The organism is Paenibacillus hamazuiensis (assembly GCF_023276405.1).
GTDB classification, from domain to species: Bacteria; Bacillota; Bacilli; order Paenibacillales; family NBRC-103111; genus Paenibacillus_AF; species Paenibacillus_AF hamazuiensis.
The window spans coordinates 3,152,674-3,170,895 of sequence record NZ_JALRMO010000001.1 but is presented as its reverse complement, the minus strand read 5'-3'; the positions used below and the strand labels follow the sequence as shown (position 1 = coordinate 3,170,895).

20 protein-coding genes are annotated in these 18,222 nt (G+C 53.5%); 18 read left to right on the top strand and 2 right to left on the bottom strand.

Annotated features, from left to right (window positions below; genetic code table 11):
• The first annotated feature begins 11 nt into the window (after positions 1-11).
• The 15 genes from MYS68_RS13990 (at position 12) to sda (ending at position 14,275) form a co-directional block, all read left to right on the top strand.
• Positions 12-299 carry a stage VI sporulation protein F gene (locus MYS68_RS13990; RefSeq protein WP_248926435.1) on the top strand — a complete coding sequence of 96 codons (288 nt, stop codon included), beginning with the start codon at positions 12-14 and terminating at the stop codon, positions 297-299.
• A gap of 223 nt (positions 300-522) precedes the next feature.
• Positions 523-1,356, top strand: coding sequence for a nucleotidyltransferase domain-containing protein (locus MYS68_RS13985; protein WP_248926434.1), 834 nt, complete (start codon positions 523-525; stop codon positions 1,354-1,356).
• A 957-nt stretch (positions 1,357-2,313) separates the two neighbouring features.
• Positions 2,314-3,630, top strand: a complete 1,317-nt coding sequence (locus tag MYS68_RS13980; protein ID WP_248926433.1) for a glycosyl hydrolase family 28-related protein — start codon at positions 2,314-2,316, stop codon at positions 3,628-3,630.
• A 234-nt stretch (positions 3,631-3,864) separates the two neighbouring features.
• Positions 3,865-4,929: an HD-GYP domain-containing protein gene (locus MYS68_RS13975; protein WP_248926432.1), complete on the top strand. Its 1,065-nt coding sequence runs from the start codon at positions 3,865-3,867 to the stop codon at positions 4,927-4,929.
• 15 nt (positions 4,930-4,944) lie between these two features.
• Entirely contained in the window at positions 4,945-5,838 is an 894-nt protein-coding gene (locus MYS68_RS13970; protein WP_248926431.1) for a GGDEF domain-containing response regulator, read from the top strand.
• Between the two features lie 20 nt (positions 5,839-5,858).
• Positions 5,859-7,694 (top strand): GAF domain-containing sensor histidine kinase, encoded by a 1,836-nt coding sequence (locus MYS68_RS13965; RefSeq protein WP_248926430.1) that lies wholly within the window; start codon positions 5,859-5,861, stop codon positions 7,692-7,694.
• A complete protein-coding gene (locus MYS68_RS13960) occupies positions 7,681-9,333 on the top strand; it encodes a thiamine pyrophosphate-binding protein (RefSeq protein ID WP_248926429.1) in 1,653 nt (550 codons plus the stop codon). The genes MYS68_RS13965 and MYS68_RS13960 overlap by 14 nt, the downstream gene beginning before the upstream one ends.
• Before the next feature lie 160 nt (positions 9,334-9,493).
• On the top strand, positions 9,494-9,718 hold the full coding sequence (locus MYS68_RS13955) for a hypothetical protein (protein WP_248926428.1): 225 nt from the start codon (positions 9,494-9,496) through the stop codon (positions 9,716-9,718).
• Positions 9,715-10,113, top strand: coding sequence for a YhjD family protein (locus tag MYS68_RS13950; protein ID WP_248926427.1), 399 nt, complete (start codon positions 9,715-9,717; stop codon positions 10,111-10,113). Before MYS68_RS13955 ends, MYS68_RS13950 begins: the two co-directional genes overlap by 4 nt.
• Positions 10,094-11,341: a DNA polymerase IV gene (locus MYS68_RS13945; RefSeq protein ID WP_248926426.1), complete on the top strand. Its 1,248-nt coding sequence runs from the start codon at positions 10,094-10,096 to the stop codon at positions 11,339-11,341. The genes MYS68_RS13950 and MYS68_RS13945 overlap by 20 nt, the downstream gene beginning before the upstream one ends.
• Positions 11,338-11,679 carry a YolD-like family protein gene (locus MYS68_RS13940; RefSeq protein WP_248926425.1) on the top strand — a complete coding sequence of 114 codons (342 nt, stop codon included), beginning with the start codon at positions 11,338-11,340 and terminating at the stop codon, positions 11,677-11,679. Before MYS68_RS13945 ends, MYS68_RS13940 begins: the two co-directional genes overlap by 4 nt.
• A gap of 98 nt (positions 11,680-11,777) precedes the next feature.
• A complete protein-coding gene (locus MYS68_RS13935; RefSeq protein WP_248926424.1) occupies positions 11,778-12,239 on the top strand; it encodes a hypothetical protein in 462 nt (153 codons plus the stop codon).
• Between the two features lie 5 nt (positions 12,240-12,244).
• Positions 12,245-13,483: a glutathionylspermidine synthase family protein gene (locus tag MYS68_RS13930; RefSeq protein ID WP_248926423.1), complete on the top strand. Its 1,239-nt coding sequence runs from the start codon at positions 12,245-12,247 to the stop codon at positions 13,481-13,483.
• Between the two features lie 35 nt (positions 13,484-13,518).
• Positions 13,519-13,953: a DUF350 domain-containing protein gene (locus MYS68_RS13925; protein ID WP_248926422.1), complete on the top strand. Its 435-nt coding sequence runs from the start codon at positions 13,519-13,521 to the stop codon at positions 13,951-13,953.
• A gap of 160 nt (positions 13,954-14,113) precedes the next feature.
• A complete protein-coding gene (gene sda / locus MYS68_RS38535; RefSeq protein WP_275983474.1) occupies positions 14,114-14,275 on the top strand; it encodes a sporulation histidine kinase inhibitor Sda in 162 nt (53 codons plus the stop codon).
• A 148-nt stretch (positions 14,276-14,423) separates the two neighbouring features.
• Here the strand turns inward: sda and MYS68_RS13920 are convergent, their stop codons facing one another.
• Positions 14,424-15,371: an ATP-dependent DNA ligase gene (locus MYS68_RS13920; protein ID WP_248926421.1), complete on the bottom strand. Its 948-nt coding sequence runs from the start codon at positions 15,369-15,371 to the stop codon at positions 14,424-14,426.
• A gap of 113 nt (positions 15,372-15,484) precedes the next feature.
• On the opposite strand from MYS68_RS13920, the gene MYS68_RS13915 reads away from it, so the two are divergent.
• Entirely contained in the window at positions 15,485-15,970 is a 486-nt protein-coding gene (locus MYS68_RS13915) for a YhjD family protein (protein WP_476742040.1), read from the top strand.
• A gap of 257 nt (positions 15,971-16,227) precedes the next feature.
• Here the strand turns inward: MYS68_RS13915 and MYS68_RS13910 are convergent, their stop codons facing one another.
• On the bottom strand, positions 16,228-16,515 hold the full coding sequence (locus MYS68_RS13910; protein ID WP_248926419.1) for a type II toxin-antitoxin system HicB family antitoxin: 288 nt from the start codon (positions 16,513-16,515) through the stop codon (positions 16,228-16,230).
• Between the two features lie 619 nt (positions 16,516-17,134).
• Here MYS68_RS13910 and rsmD point away from each other — a divergent pair.
• Both rsmD and coaD read left to right on the top strand, forming a co-directional pair.
• On the top strand, positions 17,135-17,701 hold the full coding sequence (gene rsmD, locus MYS68_RS13905; protein WP_248926418.1) for a 16S rRNA (guanine(966)-N(2))-methyltransferase RsmD: 567 nt from the start codon (positions 17,135-17,137) through the stop codon (positions 17,699-17,701).
• 14 nt (positions 17,702-17,715) lie between these two features.
• Positions 17,716-18,210, top strand: a complete 495-nt coding sequence (gene coaD / locus MYS68_RS13900) for a pantetheine-phosphate adenylyltransferase (protein ID WP_248926417.1) — start codon at positions 17,716-17,718, stop codon at positions 18,208-18,210.
• Positions 18,211-18,222 lie beyond the last annotated feature (12 nt).

Genomic DNA, 18,222 nt, shown 5'->3' with positions numbered 1-18,222 from the left:
GGTGTTTGTCGATGAGCTACCAAAAATACGGGATTGATCCTGCTTTTGTAGAACGCGTCAAGCTGAAAATGAAAAACCCCGAAACTAAAGAACGGGTGAAGATGATTCTCAAGGACGTCACCAAGTACGATCTGCAAGACCGGGTTAAAGTCAAACGTTTTGTCGATATGCTCGCCAAAGTGCTGGGAGAGCGATTAAGCCCCCAGCAAACGGAAAATATGGTCTCCTATGTCATCTCGCAAAAAATCGATCCAAGCAACACGTTTCACCTGATCAAGCTTTGGAGCATGTTCCGCTAGTTCATCCAGCAATTATTTAAACCGATTCCTCCGAAGGATCGGTTTTTTTTATGTGCTTTTCTGATGCGCGCTTAGCCCAAAATAGGAAAATATCATGATTTTTTTTCCATTTTTAAAACGAATTAATCAATTACAATTAATAATGTTTGGAGAACTCGAAGAAGACAACATTTTTCAATCTATAATGGACTTAAGGAATGATGATAAGTCAGGAGAGATCAGTATGATCGAAAAATTGCCGGAAGTTGTTGATACGACTATGCGTAAACTATGCGAAAGTTTGCAAAATCTGCTGCCGAATACGATAGAGTCCGTTTATGTTTATGGCTCAACGGCGCTGAACGCTTATATTGAGGGCTCAAGTGATATCGATTTTCTCGCAATTGTCAATCGAACGCTCCTGCAATCTGACATCGAATTGATTACGAAAGCGCATGAGGAAGTTGAACAAGCGCTGCCGGATTCGGACATTATGGGGGCCTATATCAGACGAGAAGACCTTGGGAGGTCAGTCGGTGAAATCCCCCCAGTTCCAACCTATCACGACAAAAAACTGCAATCCGATGGAAACGGCGATCTAAATCCTGTTACATGGTGGGTGATGCGGGAACACGGCATTTGTGTCTATGGGCAGCGCACCCCTTTTAATTTTGAGCTTTCATCTGACAAACTGATAGATTACGTTATTGAAAATATGAACACGTATTGGTCGGATTGGATTGCACGATTGGAACAAAAACTCAATTGGGAGAACTTGTCGGAACACGCTGTACCATCTGAAAAACTCGATTTTGCAGTCGAATGGTGCGTTCTTGGTATGTTGCGACAATATTATTCGATACGGGAGTGTAATGTGACCAGCAAGATTGGTGCTGGAGAGTATGGGCTTAAAGTTTTACCCGAGCGTTGGCACGGACTTATCCGGGAGGCAATTGCCATCAAGCGCCGAGAGTCTGGTAGTGTATACACTTCTCAAAAGAGTCGACTGGATGACCTTATCAAATTGCTTCGTTTTATTCATAGTGAGTCTAATCACTTTGTTGGAAAAAAATCGTGACTGTTTTGACATATTGGTTCACGGTCCGGTTCAATAATTGACTAATCTGGGCCAGCAGGATGTAGAGCGTGTCCGCCCTACGTTTTGCACGAGCAAAACCATGGCAGACAACCGCGAGCCCGAGGCACGTAACCTCTCATTGAGCCTCGCGCCAAAAGTAAAGCGTGTCCGGAATAGGATTTTTGCAAACAGCAAAAATCCATGCAGGACAGACGCGAATTAGAAGCGAGCAGTCCTGCGTTGCTGGCGGGTCCAGGGCGCCCAAGCGCCTGGGATCCCCCCGGTGGGGAGACTTAGGAGGCTCACCCAAGGAGACTTTCCGAGAGACGGTAAAATCGGCTCTCGGGCGCGGAAGCGCGCGTTGCAATGTCCAGAGAGCGGAAAAAGCCGCTCTCAGGCCTGCAGAAGTAGCGGAAGAGGCGTGCCAACGTTCCGAGAGACGGTAAAATCGGCTCTCGGGCGCGGAAGCGCGTGTTGCAATGTCCCGAGAGCGGAAAAAGCCGCTCTCAGGACTGCAGAAGTAGGAACTGCGTTAGCAAGCTCCGTGCCGGGCAAGTGCGGGCCCGAGGCACGCAATCATTCCCCGCATCTCCGCGCCCAAAGTAGAGCGTGTCCGCCATAGGTTTTGTGAGAGCAAAACCTATGGCGGACAAATGCGAGTTCGCGGCACGAAACCTCTCCTCGAACCTCGCGTCAAAAGTAAAGCGTGCCCGGCATAGGATTTTTGGCGCAAAGCCCAAAAATCCATGCCGGGCAAACGCGAACTAGAAGCGAGCGTCCCCTCTACCGGGCGGGTCCAGGGCGCCCGAGCGCCTTGAGGGCTTTGCGGAGCTAAGCCAGCTTCGGAAGCCTGGGGTCCCCCCGGTGGGGGGATTTAGGGGGTGACGTGCTGTTGCCCTAACTCTACTAAAAAGTTATAATTTTCAGCAAATACTATTTTTATGGGGGGATGAACATATGCTGCATAACGACGAAGCCAAGCGAGGCGAGGCGATATCGCGCAGAAAGCTGCTCGCTTCTTTGGGTGCGGCGGGGCTCGCGGCGGCGGCCGGCGCGGTGCTTCCGGGAACGGTACAGGCGGCGACGACCACGGTGAATTCGCTTTATTATAATGTCAAAGATTACGGTGCTGCGGGGAATGATCGCATCAGCAGCGACGATACGGCGGCGATTCAGGCGGCGATCGATGCGGCTGCGAAGGCGAGAGGGGGAACGGTTTTTTTTCCGCCCGGCCAATATACGATCAACTCGACGATTTTGCTGAAATCGAACGTGCGGCTGCTCGGGGCAGGGGCAGAAGCGGCTTCCATCAAGCTTTCCTATAATGCGGGAGCGATTGCCATGCTCTACGGTGTGGACGACATCTCGAACCTGTCTGTCGAATGCCTGACTCTCGAAGGGACCGGCGCCGCATCCGGCACAAACAATTATATGACCCTCGAGCGGGGGGTTACGCTGCAAAATGTGAAAAATGCCCGAGTTGCCGGCTGTGTGTTTAAAACGATCGTCAACGGGATTTACCTGAACAACAGCACAGGCGTTACCGTAGCGGACTGCTCGTTCCGCATGGTCGTCGGTGCGGGCGGAACCTATGAAGGCTTCGGCATATTGTGCCAATCCGGAGGAAGTCATCTCATTCAGGGCAACCGGTTCATGGGCATCGGGCAGTCGTGCATACAACTTGCTTCCGGATGCTCGCAAACGGTGGTCGCGGGCAACTTCATCGAGTCGCCCCAATCGACTCCGATTGTGCTCACTTCCACGGAGTCGATTTGCGCGAACAATGTCATCAAAGACAATGTCATTGCCGGAGCGGCCGATAGCAGCGCTTCTTACGGCATTTTGCTTTCCGCTTATTGCTACGGCACCTCCATCACCGGCAATGTCGTCACGGGAATCGCGAAAGCCGGAATCCGGCTGGAAGGGGCTCCTTCGGTGGAGAAGGAACGGCCGAACGGCAACCGCGTGAACGGCAACGCAATCCGCAAGACGGCGGTCGGCATCAGCGTCTTCAATGCGGAGGACAACGCGATCACGGACAACGATATCCGAAACGTCGATGACGGCATCGTCCTGGATGCTTCCGAAAGCGGACCGGGCGGGTTCAGCCGCAAAAATTTCGTCGTCGGAAACGGCTTGTTCCAATGCGCGAAATCCGCGGTAAAACTGATGTCCCCTCGCTGCGAAGGATGCGGCGTGTTCGGCAATTTTGGAGGCAGCAACGGAGAAAACCTGACGGATAAAGGCACCGGGACCGTGACGGCAGGATTTTAGAGAGCGGCACAGCCTTGCATTCCGAACTGTCGATTCATGACGGATGTCCCCGCATCCGCATTTCCGGATGAACCCCTTTCCCAGTGAAAGGGGTTTCTTGGTTTTTTCATGGCAAAATTTACTTTTTTTCATCGGTAAATTCCAAAAAATATTAAAAACAAGAAGGATTCGCTCGAATTTTGCAGAATAAAGCATGTATATTGTGTTTGTACTTCTGGACTAGGGGCAACTTTCATGCACAACTTTCAATATTTTAAAAATGTCCTATCTGCAGAGTCCATCACGGAATCGCTGGAATCGCTTAAATCATACACACATCTCGAAATCGGCACCGCTCATATCGCCGTAGTGATTGCGAGCGATAATCCGGTGCTCCAGCCGGCGGTATATTCCGTCAATATGTCCGAAGGTTCGGAAAACCTGCTTCGCACGGTCGTTCAAGGAGCAGAGTGGCACAGCTCTTTCTCCGACGGGACGGACTTTTTGCTGGACGAGAGCGGCTTCCGGCCGCCGGACAACGCGGGAGAGCTGCTTCGCCGTTCGGGGTTTCAGTCTTTGTACGCGTTTTTTCTGAACGCGAACGCCGAGCGGGGGCTGCTGCTGTTCGGCTTTCCGGCTCCGACGGCGCTTGGTGAAGAAAAGCTGAGCATCTGCCGCCGGATACGTCAACAGATGGAGCAGTTGATGGAGAAGATCCGCTTTCGCAAGCAGTTCGTCAAACAGAAGGTATACGAAAACGTGTTTAACGCGCTGCGGGTAAAGGATCCTTTTACGGTAAACCATTGCTACAACGTCTCGTTCTACTCGGCGCTGCTCGGCAAAAAAGCAGGCTTAAGCGAATCCGAGCTGGAAACGCTGAGGCTCGGCTCGCTTTTGCACGATATCGGAAAATTAGCCGTTCCGGACCCCGTTTTGCTCAAGCCGGGGCGGCTCACCGAGGAAGAATTTCAGATTATCCGGCAGCATCCCGTCTGGGGATACGAGCTTTTGAAAGATTTTCAACAGGTGGAGCCGCTGCTTCCGATCGTCCGCTGGCACCATGAACGATTTGACGGACGCGGGTATCCGGACGGCCTGCAGGGGGATGAGATTCCGCTGCTCGCCCGCATCGTTTCGCTGGCCGATGCCTTCGATGCGATGACGTCCAACCGCGTCTACCGAAATTCTTTAAGTGTGGACGAGGTGAAAAACCAGCTCATTTTAAATACAGGCAAACAGTTTGACCGCGAGTTGACCGCATTGTTTTTGGAAATCATCGAGGAGCAGATCAAAATCCATCTGCCCGAACCTAAGGTATAAAAGGTGGGAATTTACGTGCCAAAACGTCTGCTGATCGTCGACGACGAACCGCATAATCTGGAAATATTGCGAATTTTCCTCAAGTCGCTGCATTACGACATCCATGAAGCCGAATGTGGCGCCGACGCCCTCAAGCTGATTGACGAAAAGGACCCCGATTTGATTTTGCTCGATGTCATGATGCCCGATATATCCGGCTTCGAGCTTGCGAAACTGCTGCACGAAAGGCCGGGCTTCGACACGCCGATCATTTTTCTTTCCGCGAAAGCGCAGAAGGAGGACGTGCTGAGAGGGCTGCAGCTCGGCGCTTTCGATTATTTGACCAAACCGTTCGATCTCGACCTGCTTGAGAAAAAAGTATCCATCGCTCTCGCACATCAAAGGAAAGTGACCGCCCTGCGTCAGGAAAATGTGCAGCTTGCGGGGAAGGCGTTTGTTGATACGCTGACAGGTTTGTATAACCGGGCTTACCTGGAGACCGTGATGGATATGATCCGGCAAGGCGCCAAAACGTTCCAGGTTGTGATGATGATCGATATCGATCATTTCAAATACATCAATGATAAGCACGGCCACTTGGTCGGCGACGAGGTGCTTAAAAAGGTGGCGCAGATTCTGCTGTCCCGCATCGACCTTCAAACGGATTTGGCGTTTCGTTACGGAGGGGATGAGTTCCTCGTATTTCTTCAGGACGCCGCGAAGCGGATGGAAGTGGCGGAATCGATCATTCAGGACGTATCCTCGCTGACGGCGGAATCGAAGTTCGAAGGAACGACTCACGTTACGGTTAGCGTCGGAATGACTTGCAGCTTGGAAGAAGATACCAGCATCGAGCAGATTATTTCCCGGTCCGATACGGCCCTGTACGGGGCGAAAAATTTAGGGCGAAACCGGCTGTTCGTTTGCTAGGCAAAGGCGGGCTGACATTTATGAGAACGGGAGAGACGAAGCCGATGCGGTTGAAAAGTTTTGAAAAGCTATTTCATATGACCAAGATGATCAACTCGCGATTCGAGATGTCGGAAATTCTTCAGGTGCTGGTGGATGCGATCGCCGGCGAAATCGCCCAGGCGGATCTGGTCGGTTTCTTTCTCAAAGGGGAGGACGGCATTTTCCACGGCCTCAAGGGCAATAAAATGCCGGTAGACATCACTCAGCTGTTCATCGATACGGCAAGCGATCCTTTTGTCCGGGACATTATTGAGCAAAGAACCAGCATCTATATCCCGGATACGTCCTTGGACCGTCGTGCGGATTCCGATAAAACTCATTTACTTAAAATCAAATCGATTTTCGGCGTTCCGGTCTTTGTCGAAGACGATATATTCGGACTCGTGTTTGTGCACGATTTCGGCAAGCCGATGAATTTGACCGAGGAGCAGATGGAGGTCACCGAAGCGTTCGTCAATATGGCGAGCGTGGCGATCCGCAACATCCGCATGTTCGAGCAGAAGCAGCATCTTCTGGAACGGCAGCAGCTGCTTTTGGACGCAACGAATGCGTTATCGAAGTCGCTATCCGTACACGAAGTGCTGAGAATGGGCTTCCATTATTTGCAGAAGGCGGCGGGCACTCAGGATGTCGGCATCCATATGTTCAACGAAAAGGAACGGATCTTGTACCCATTTCACCTTTCCGGCGCAAATGTGACCGAGGACGAGTGGAAAAACAAGCATAAAACGGAAGGAATTAACCTGAGCATCGACAAGGACCGCTTGTTTTTCGAAGTGATCAACGGCAACAGGGCTATCGCGATTCCCGACGTATATGCCGATCCGCGTCCAAACCACGAAGCTTGCAAGACATTTGATATTTACAGCCTGCTGCTGGTGCCGCTTGTCGCCAAAGGGAAAGTGTTCGGCGTAGTGATCGCTCCTTCGATCCACGAACCGAAAAAATTTACGGAAAGTGAAATCGAAATTTGCCAATCGGTGGCGGATATTACAGCCACGGCGCTATCGAACGCGTTGCACGCGGAAAATTTGGATAATTTGGTCAAGGAGCGCACGGTCGAGCTGCAGCAGGTGAATTTCAAGCTGCAGGAGCTCGTGAAGGAGCTGCAATTTTTAAATGAGCTGAAAAACGACTTTATCGCCTCTCTGTCCCATGAGCTGCGCACTCCGATTACCGCGGTCAAAGGTTCGGTCGATATATTGAAGCGGGGCATACTCGGCGAACTTAACGCCGCCCAAATGGATTTGATCGAAACGTCCAACAAGGCGATCGAACGGCTGCTGAACCAGGTCAACGAACTGCTCGATTTCGCCAAGCTGGAGAGCGGAAAATTCGAACTCGCTTATTCCGAAGTATCTTTCGCGGACATTGTGAACGAAGCGGTGGCCATCGTGGAATCGCTGTTCGGCAAAAAGAAGCAGAAGCTGCTTGTCGAGCTGCAGACCGAACTGAAGGTGCGGGTGGATCGCCAGCGCATATTGCAAATTTTGCTTAATTTGCTGGCGAATGCAAATAAATTTACGCCGGCCGGCGGCGTCATCAAAATTAACGGCTATTTGAAGGACAGCTCCATTATCGTGGAAGTGCAGGATAACGGCATCGGTATCCCGCAGGAAAAGCAGAAGCACATTTTCACGAAGTTTTATCAGGCTAACAACCAGGTGAACGGCACCGGGCTCGGACTTGCCATCTCCAAGCAGCTGATCGAACTGCACGGAGGCCGCATTTGGTTTGATAGCATAGAAGGGCAAGGAACGACGTTTACGTTCACTTTGCCCAAGGAGGGAGCGATGAAGCATGCGGGCAGCTGAAGCGGTATTAAGAATTTTGGCAAACAAGGGGGTGAAGTACATTTTCGGCATTCCGGCGGGATCCATTAACGCGCTTTACGACGCGCTTATGGACGTTCCGGAGCTGAAGCCAATCGTCGCCAAACACGAGACCAGCTCCGGTTACATGGCGACTGCATACACGCGCATTACCGGCATTCCGTCCGTATGTCTCGGTTCCAGCGGTCCGGGGGCGACGAATTTGGTCACTCCGGCGGCGAATGCCTGGAAGGAGAAGCTTCCGGTCATTTTTATCACCGGCGGGGTGCCGTCCACTAAGCGGGGCAAAGGCGGCGCGCAGGAACTCGATGCAGAGCCGATTTTCACCCCGGTGACGAAATGGAGCACGACGGTGCTGGACGCATACCGGGTACCGTATGTTTTGACCGAGGCGCTGCGGATTGCGCAAAGCGGCGTGCCGGGACCGGTGCATGTGGCGATACCGATCGACATTCAGATGACGGATATCGGAATGCCTTGGCTGTCCGATGAGTCATACATCGAACCGGCGATTCCGGATAACAAGTCCGTGCTGGCGGCGGCCGAGCTCATTCGTTCCACAGGTTCGAGAGGAGCGATGCTGCTTGGGTACGGCGCGAAATGCGCACGGGAGACGGTACTGCGGTTTGCCGAGCAAACCGGCTGGATGGTCGCAACGACGCCGCGAGGCAAGGGTGCTTTTCCCGAAGATCATCCGCTTTCGCTCGGGGTGTACGGTTTGGCCGGTTATCCGAAAGCGATGGATACTTTGAACGGATCCGATCACGATGTGCTCATGGTCGTCGGCTCGAGTCTTGGCGAGCTGGCGACGGGTAACTGGGAGGCGGGTTTGATCCGCGGGAAGAAGCTGATCCATATCGATTTTGATGTGGCGGAGTTAGGAAAAAACTACAACCCGGATGTGCCTGTTATAGGGCATATTGAGCTCGTTATGGAGCATTTACTTTCTTTGACAGCCGAGAACAATAACAACATGTACAGAAGAGAGGGAATTTACGATGATGCCCGGGCTTGGGACATGCCGCCGGCCGAAGGGGAATGGAACACGGCGAACGCTATCCGCAGCATCGGGGCCGGAGCTCCGCCCAATACCCGCTTTTACATCGATATCGGGGAATTCATGACGTATTCGCTGCAGCAGCTTAAAATTACCGGGGACCAGTTGTTCGATATCGACATCAATTTCGGAGGCATGGGTTCGGGAATCGGCGGTGCGCTCGGGGCGCAGCTTGCGGAGCCGGAGCGCCCGGTCGTTTGCATTACCGGCGACGGCTGCTTCTTCATGCACGGCTTTGAGGTGCTGACCGCCAAGGAATATAACCTGCCGATTTTATTCGTCGTCATCAACAACGCCCGGTTGGGCATGGTGTATCACGGCCATATGCTGCAGTACAAAAGATGCCTCAGCGATTTTTCGCAAACGCGCATATCGATTGCCGATATCGGCAAGTCGCTGGATATCGCGTACGCCCAGGTGTCGTCGCTGGAGGAGCTGCACGAAGGCCGGGTGAAGGCATGGCTTGACCGCAAGGAGCCGATGATCGTGGAGGTCGTCGTCGCCGGCAACGAAGTGCCGCCGATGGGAGCGAGAGTGAAATTCCTCGAAGGCGCTACATACTAACAAAAGAGATGTAAGGACTTGGCTGTAAATGCTGGGTCCTTTTTCTTTCGCATCCATGATAAGGTTGCCGTCAGGATGCATTTTCCTCTTGAAATACGAATATTTGTTCGGTATTCTAGATATAATAAGAACAAATGTTCTATGTGGAGGGTGAATGCACATGGATTTAAAGCTTGGCAAATATGTAGGCCATACCGTGGATATCGTATATATCGACGGCCGGGGCCGCATTACGAAGCGGGCGGTTCAAGTGCGCGCCGTGCAGGGCGGCGTCATGAAGGCATTTTGCTTGCATCGCCGGGCGCCCCGGCGGTTTCGGACCGACCATATTTTGGCGGCGATGCCCGTAAGACCCGCGTCCGTATCAGGCAGGGATGCCGGATGAGCGAACGGATGAAGGCGGGCGGGGAATCGCGGCTTATTTTGGACTACGTCGTGCTTCCGCTGATGCTGGATATATTGGAGCGCGACGTCAAACGTCTGGAAGGCGCCGATTTGAAAATGAGTGCGATTTACATCCGGCGGCTGCGGGCCGTGCAGGACAGCGTGACCGGCGACATCGCGGTGCTGCGGAGGCGCATGCGCGATTCCGGCATCCGCGTGTACACCCAGCGGCGAACGCCGCACAGCCTTGAGGTCGATTATGTGCACAAAGGCTACCATCATCATATGTCGCTCCTCTGGACGCTCGTGAAGCCGGAAGCGGAACGAAAGCTGTCCGCTTATTTGGGCATCGGCCAAGGCGGCGGGGGGGATCGGCATGAAGCAGGAACAGAGTAAGCCGAGAGTGATCATGATGGCGGACTGCCAGTCTTTTTACGCCAGTGTCGAAAAGGCCGCCCATCCCGAATATGAAAACCGGCCGGTCGTCGTCGCCGCAGACCCCGAATTTCATTCGGGCATTATTCTGGCCGCCTGCCCGATCGCCAAACAGTGGGGGATCACGACGGCGGAACGGCTTGGGGAAGCGCTGCGCAGATGTCCGGAGCTGGTTGTCGTGCGCCCGCGGATGCAGGAATACATCGATGTGTCGCTGCAAATTACGAAAATATTGGAGTCGTTCACCGATTTGGTCGAGCCGTACAGCATTGACGAGCAGTTCGTCGACGTGACGGGAAGCCTGCGTTTGTTCGGGACGCCGCTGGACATCGCCAAGGCAATGCAGGAGCGCATTCGCGTCGAGACCGGCGTATACACGCGAATCGGCATCAGCGAGAACAAAGTGCTGGCGAAGATGGCATGCGACAACGTAGCCAAAAAGCATCCGACCGGCCTTTGCCTCATGCCGAAAACGGAGATGGAGCGAATGCTTTGGCCACTCCCGGTGAACAAGATGTTTATGGTCGGCTCGCGTATGACCCGGCATTTGAACCGGATGGGCATTTATACGATAGGCCAGCTTGCGGTAACACCCATTGAGAAGTTGAGAAAGAAATGGGGCGTTAACGGAGAGGTGCTTTGGCGTATCGCCAACGGCATCGACGACTCGCCGGTCGACCCGTATACCCACCGGCAAATGGAAAATATCGGGCACAACATGACGCTGCCGCGGGAATACGCGGCCTGGGACGAGATCAAGGTCGTGCTGCTGGAGCTGACCGAGCTTGCATGCCGAAGGTGCCGGGAGCACGGCGTCATGGGAAACACGGTTTCCGTCGGATGCTCGGGCAGCATCTCCGGGCGTTCCTCCGGCTTTCACCGGCAAATGAAGCTGCCCGATCCGACTTACGTCACCGAAGAGGTGTTCGAGGCGGCGTGCCGCTTGTTCCGGAAGCATTGGGACGGCGAGCCGATTCGCCGGATCGGGGTTAGTCTGGACGGCCTGACCAGCGATCAGCAGTACCAGCTTACGCTGTTTGATAACCGTGTGCAAAAAATGGCGCTGGCCCGGGTGACGGACGGCATCAAGCAAAAATACGGGGACGCTTCGATCATGCGCGCCTCTTCGGCCACCAAGGCGGGACAGGCGCAGGATCGCGCCCGAAAAATAGGAGGCCACTACAAATGAGTAAAAAGCTGCAAGGAAACGGCCTGTTTGCTTCTTCGCGCATGATGCTCCCCGAGCATAAATTAACGATCAACCGTCATTTGGAGGAAATTCGCGAATATGCGCGCCCGTCGCTCGATCCGCAGGAGGCCGAACACATTTCCCGCTGCCTCACGGACTCCTTGGCGGCCGGAACGGAAACGACGCTGGTGCGTTACGGCGCGCGGGGCTGCGAACGGGTGAAGGGCGTCGTCGTCAAGATGGACCCGCTGAAGCGGGAAGTCACGTTATCCGGCGCGGACGGCGGCAGCATCCGGGTGCCGTTTGCGGATCTGGTCGACGTGCTGGAAGATCCTTAAGAAACGAGTTCCCAAAAGATGCTCCATCCGGCGCATCTTTTTTGCCGTTCGCACGTATAACGTTTAGGAAGATGTCAAAAAAAGGAGAATCGCTGCATATGGCCAAATTGGAATACCGCTTGTTCGAGGGCGGCGATGCGTTTCCATTGCTGTATTACTACGAGCAAATTGCCGAAGAGGAGATCGCCGTCCGGTTTGTCTGCGATTATTTCGTCAAAGACAAGACGGTGTATGAGAAGACTTCCGCTGCGGCGGAAACGGACTGTTTCGTCATTTATGTGAAAAAGGCGGAAGACGAGTATGCGCTGGAGGAAGCGCCGGGCGGTCCGGCAAACGGGGTATGCATAGAACTGAGGGAATACCGGGAACCGGAGGAGCTTCATGCAAGGGCGGACGGCTACAGGCTGGTGAGTCGGTACGAATTTCCGGATAACCGCGCGGCCCTGCTCCATATGATGTCCGATTACTTGTATGCGGACGGGATCGAATGGAGCAAAACGTCGGCGGAAATCGACGAAGACCGCAAGGTGTACGTCATCTATGCGAAGCCGGCGGAGTAGCGGCGATGCGTTACCGCTTGGCAAGAGAGGCGATTTACGGACCGCTTCGCGAAGAAGGCGTGTTTACGTGGGATACGATGTATGACGAGGAGTATGCGCTCGCCGGCTTGCACCGGGTGAGCCGCGAAACGGTGCGGGACATCCGCCTGGCGGCTGAACGTCTGGGCGCCGTCATCGCGAGGACGGTGGACATCGTTCAGCAGGCGGACGATGCGCTGCTGCTCGAGCTCGGCATTCCGCAGCAGGCGCTGGCTGCTTGCAGGGTCCGCCTTGAAGGGGGACAGACGACCGTGGTCGGCCGGTTTGACTTTGCCGTCACGGAGCGCGGCGTCAAGATGCTTGAATTTAACAGCGATACGCCGACCGGTATCGTCGAGGCGTTTCATGTCAACGAACGGGTTTGCGCATATTACGGCGCGGAAAACCCAAACGCCGGAATGAACGGTATGATTTGCGATGCGTTTCAGGCGGAAGCCGCGAAATACCGCGAGCTGGGCTGGGCTGCCGAGAGGATCGCGTTCAGCGCGCTCGATTGGCACGAAGAGGATGCCGGAACGGCCAAATATTTGCTCGCCCAGTCCGGGCTGCAGGGTTCGTTTGTGCCTCTGGCGGAGCTGCGCGTATACGAGGACCTGCTGCAGGCGCCGGGGGAGGACGGCCGGCTGGCACCGGTCGATTTGCTGTACCGGCTGCATGCGCTCGAAAAGCTCGCCGAAGAATGCGATGAGGACGGTTATCCGACGGGGGCCCATGTGCTCGATCTGATCGCTAGAAGGCGGCTTGCGATCATCAACCCGCCGTCCGCTTTCGTCGCGCAGACGAAGGCGCTTCAGGCGCTGATCTGGAATTTGCACGAGAACGGCCAATTTTACACGGAAGACGAGCATGCAGCGATACGCGACCATATGCTGCCCACCTATCTGGAGAGCGGGCCGCTCGCCGGAAAACGTTACGTCCGGAAGCCGATTTTCGGCCGCGAAGGCGGTGGCATCATCATCGCCGAAACGGACGGGCGAATTATCGCCAAAGATGCGGAGCCTCATTATTGGGAGCAGCCTGCCGTGTACCAGGAGTACGTCGAGCTTCCGGCCGGGGAGGCCGAGACGCTGCGCGGGACATACCGGGGCAGGCTGCTTTGGGGATGTTTTTACATAGGGGGAAAACCGTCCGCTATCATCGCCCGCATGGGCGGACCCATCACGAACAATTTATCTTATTACGTGCCGGCCGGTTTTTCTTCCTAGAAAACCGGATCGGGCAACAAGGAGTGCAAAAACGGATGGATCAATGGAGCAACATTATAAACTTTCTGATCTATTTGGCGGTAACGCTGCCGATGATCGGACTCGGGCTGCTCTTTTTTACATGGACAACGCCTTACAACGAATTTGCTTTAATCCGGCATGGCGCGCAGGATAACGATGGCACTCAGGCCGCCGCGGCCAAAGCGGCGGCCTACGATTTGGGGGGCAAGCTGGTCGGTCAGACGCTGGTGCTCGCTTCGGCCGTTTTTCATTCCGTCGGCCTGCTGGATCTGGTCGTGTGGGGACTGCTGGGCATCGCGTTCCAAATCGTCACGTTTTATTTATTTGAATGGTTTACTCCGTTTAAAGTGGTGGAAGAAATCCCGAAAGGCAACGTATCGGTCGGCATGTTTTCGTTTTTTCTCAGCTTGGCGACCGGAATTTTGATGGCCTCATTGATCAGTTATTAACCGTGGATGTGAGCCTGATATCAAATGCAGAGTCCCTGAACTTCAGGGGCTTAATTTTTTTGTGCCATTTGGAATATGCTGGAACACACATGCTTCGATCTTCATAATGAAACGTAGGTGAGGGGGCAGGATGCCGTTCGCTGCAAAGGAGTAGTTATCATTGCTGCCAATAAGTGACGATCATTTAATGGATGCTTATAAAAAAGCTTGTGAATTAAGATTGGACGCAGAATTTATCGAGTTGTTGAAAAAGGAACTGTCGCTTAGGAAACTTATGTTCGAGCTTGGTCCGGAAAACGGTGAGGCACGGGAGCGATCCTGAGCCGCCGTTTTAAGGGCATATAACTAAAAATCGGTAAGGCGGACGGGTACCTGCCCCTTCACCCGATTCAGGGGAGCCGCCGAAAGGCGGTTCCTTTTTACCTGAGCTGCGGGTCGGGGGATTCGCGGGAATGGGCATGGTAGCCTAGCTAAGGCTGGGGAAAAACGCATTCTCCCGCCGGGATATGGGTAAAAGCCTGGATGCTGGGCTGCCGGAGCGACCGTCCTTCATGCAGGCGCCATTCCGTGTACATCACTTTGACCGTAATGGCGGGGCGCACCCAAATGGCGTCGTTATGGCGATCCGGCTTGTTGACAAACGGCCGGTCGTTTACGATGTGGGGCTTCAGCTTATCCGTCAGCTCGCGCCAGTCGGCTTTGCTCAGCCTCCCCGTTCCGGTGTGCCCGATATACCAGAAGCGGCCCTGCGAATCGAAAAGGCCGAGCAAAACGGCATTCACGATCCCGCCGCTCAGCGTAAAACCTCCGATCGCGGCAATGATATCCCCGTAGTTTTTCACTTTTACCCATCGATGGTCTTTGCCGCCGATCGCATAGGTGCTGTCCAGCCGTTTGCAAACGATGCCTTCCATTCCCTGCTGCCGCATCAGCCGAAACAGAGCGTCCCCATCTTCATGAGAAGCGACGGTTTGTACGTGTTCCCGCGGTTTGACGACGTTGTGCAGCACGTTTCGGCGATGCTCCAATGGCTGCTGATGAATCCAGTTTCCGTTCAAGAAAAGGATATCGAATACCATGTAATAGATCGGGACGGTTCGTTGCACCTGCTCGACCCGGTCCATTCTCCGCAATCCGTCGCGCCGCATCACCTCGTGGAAGGACGGCTTGCCGTCCGCCGCAAGCGCCACCACTTCCCCGTCCAAAATAAACGAATGGGCCCGGGTATAAGCGGAGACGTCGCGAATTTCCGGATAGTGCAGCGTGCGGTCGTTTGCCTTGCGGTTAAACAGCCGGCAGTTTGTTCCGTCAAAGTACGTCAGAATGCGGACTCCGTCCCACTTGATCTCGTAGATCCAGTTATCTCCGGTAGGGATATGTTCGCTGCGAACCGGTTCGAAAGGGAGGATGGGCTCCATCCGCTCACCTCGTTAACAGTGTTGGCCATAGCATTTGTCAGCCGCCGGTAAAATATGAGCAAACCGTTATAAGATCGGAGGGTTCCTCACGATTTTTTTAAAGCCCCTCTTGCATGAAAGGTACTTGTTCGGTATATAATACGAATATATGTTCGTATAAAAGCGAGGTGTTCGCTATGGACGCGCCGATGCCCACATCGGAGGACATGCGATTAATTAAAGAAACTATTTTTTTGACGGTCGTTTTGATGGTTTTCGAACGGGACATCCGCAAGTCGGAGCAAGTGTTTAAGACGCCGGGTCCGATCGTTTCCGCCATGACGGCGGCGATGGACCGGGTTTCGTATGAACTGGGCGAGGTTCAGCGCGGCATGCGCCGACGTGCCGTGAAAGTATACGGTGAAAAAGTAAGCAGGGATGGGGTGGAGGCGGCCTATAACTGCCGCGGCTACGAAGGCAAAGTATGCTTCCCCGCGCAAACCGCGCGGGATGAAGTCGAGATTCGCATGAGCTTGTATCTGGGGATTAATATTTCAAGCGTGATCGGAAAATATTTGCCCGAGCTCGGGGCCGACTCGGCGGCCGGGGTTGTGCATTGACGCTGATCAGCCAAAGAAACTTAAAGTAACTTATAAATAAATTGTGTAATTGTATAAAGCCCCCAGGCGGTAAGGCAGGTAACGATAAGTTTAATTAACGGCTTTATTTTCAAATAGAGCATGAGGGGCCTCCTTATCTGGAATAAAACTAGTTGTAAGAGTCTATCCTGTGTCGGGCCGCTTGTCAAAATCAAACTTCATGACATAAAGATCCCTCGATCAACAGCAAACGGCGGATTGTTAGTATCCATTACTTTTTATTGACAATCCCTAATTCCTCTTTCAATGCGTGTTTGAAGGATCTGAGAGTAATTGAGCCCGGCTTTGGTGGCTTCAAGCTCAAGCCACCGAGGAAGAGTAACATTCTTCGTGACAGATCTGTTGAGCTGCTTGTCGCGGATTAGCCCGGTGCGAACTTCGATAAGCGTATAGAAACCGCCCTCGACCGGCTCTAGTTTGCCGGGATCGGAAGGGGCGGGTATCTCTTCGCCATCTTCTTCCATGCTGTACAGGTGCAATGCCAGAGCTTCTTTTGCATTCGACAAGGCTTCTTCTAAGGTATCTCCGTATGACAACCGCGGATATCTGGAAATGAAACAGTGTACCCTTCGACGCCTTCCTCTGTCTCGAACAGCGCGGGATAAACATATCGATCCAATCTATATTACACTCCTTTCTGTATTTATTGTAATGCGTGTAGATTACCCCTATCAATGGTTGCGTGAAATTTGTGCAAAGATCAACGCGTTTGAGAAGGTGGAGACAAAAACAAAAAAGTCGGGTTGCAAAAACGCAGCACGTCGAGAGATGACGCACTAAATTCGTCAACAGAAATGAGCTTTTCAAAACTTAATAACTTTGTTCGAGAAACAACAAAAAACCGCGCGGCACAAGGCTTCGCGGGTTCTGCATAACAGATAATATTTCGGGGCTCCTTTCGGAGCCCCTTCATGGGAGAGGAGAAACCGGACGAAGAGCTTATGGGGAACGTAAGTCTTCTCCGCGGTTGTCTACGACATATTTTATGTCGATACTATCATGATGCACACGATCCAGGGAAAATATACATCGGCATCCAAACTTTTTTTTGAGAAATCATACCTTATTATGGTACGATAGCAATACTGCAGCACCAAAACTTAGCAAAAAGGGCGGAAACAAGGCGTGAGAGTGATATCTGGCTCGGCCAAAGGAAGAAGCTTGAAGGCCGTCCCGGGCATGGGCACAAGACCGACGACGGATAAAGTGAAGGAAGCGATCTTCAGCATGATCGGCCCGTATTTCGACGGGGGTCTGGTGTTGGATTTGTTTGCGGGTACGGGCGGGCTCGGGATTGAGGCGCTGAGTCGTGGGATGAGCCGGGCGATCTTTACCGATATGGATAAAAAAAGCGTCGACATCGTCCGCGAGAACGTCAAGGCTGCCGGCTTCGAAGAGCAAGCCGAAATATACCGCAATGACGCCGGCAAAGCGCTGAAGGCGCTGGCGAAACGGAAGGCGCAGTTCGATCTGGTGTTTCTCGACCCGCCGTACCGGCTTAAAATATTGCGCGAGCTTGTCGAAACGATGCAGGAACACGGGCTGCTTGCGGATTCAGCAACAATCGTGATGGAGCATGATGCCGGCGATGTCTACGACGATCCGATCGGCAGGTGCGTGCCGCTGCGCCGCGCGGAATACGGAGAGACGGCCGTATCGATTTTCAAATACATCAATGATTCGGACTCTTAGAGGAGATGAATACAATGACTGCAGACCAACAATCGATCATCGCCGTATACCCGGGCAGCTTCGACCCGGTAACGAACGGGCACCTCGACATCATTCGCCGCTCGTCGAAAGTATTCGGCAAGCTGATCGTCACCGTGCTGAACAATTCAAGCAAAAATCCGCTGTTTACCGTAGAGGAGCGCAAGGAGCTGCTGCGGGAGGTCACGAAAGATTTGCCGAACGTGGAGATCGACAGCTTCCGGGATTTGACTATCCGCTATGTGAAGCAAAAAAACGCCCGCCTTATCATAAGGGGGCTTAGAGCCATTTCTGATTTCGAATGGGAGATGCAGCTCGCTTCGACCAACAACAAGCTGGATCCGGAAATCGAAACGCTGTTTATGATGACGTCGCCGCAGCACTCGTTTTTAAGCTCCAGCATCGTCAAGGAAATCGCCCGCTTCCACGGTTCGGTCGGCGATCTGGTGCCGGAAGCGGTGGAGCAGGCGCTGAACCGCAAATTTACATAACGGCACACGAGT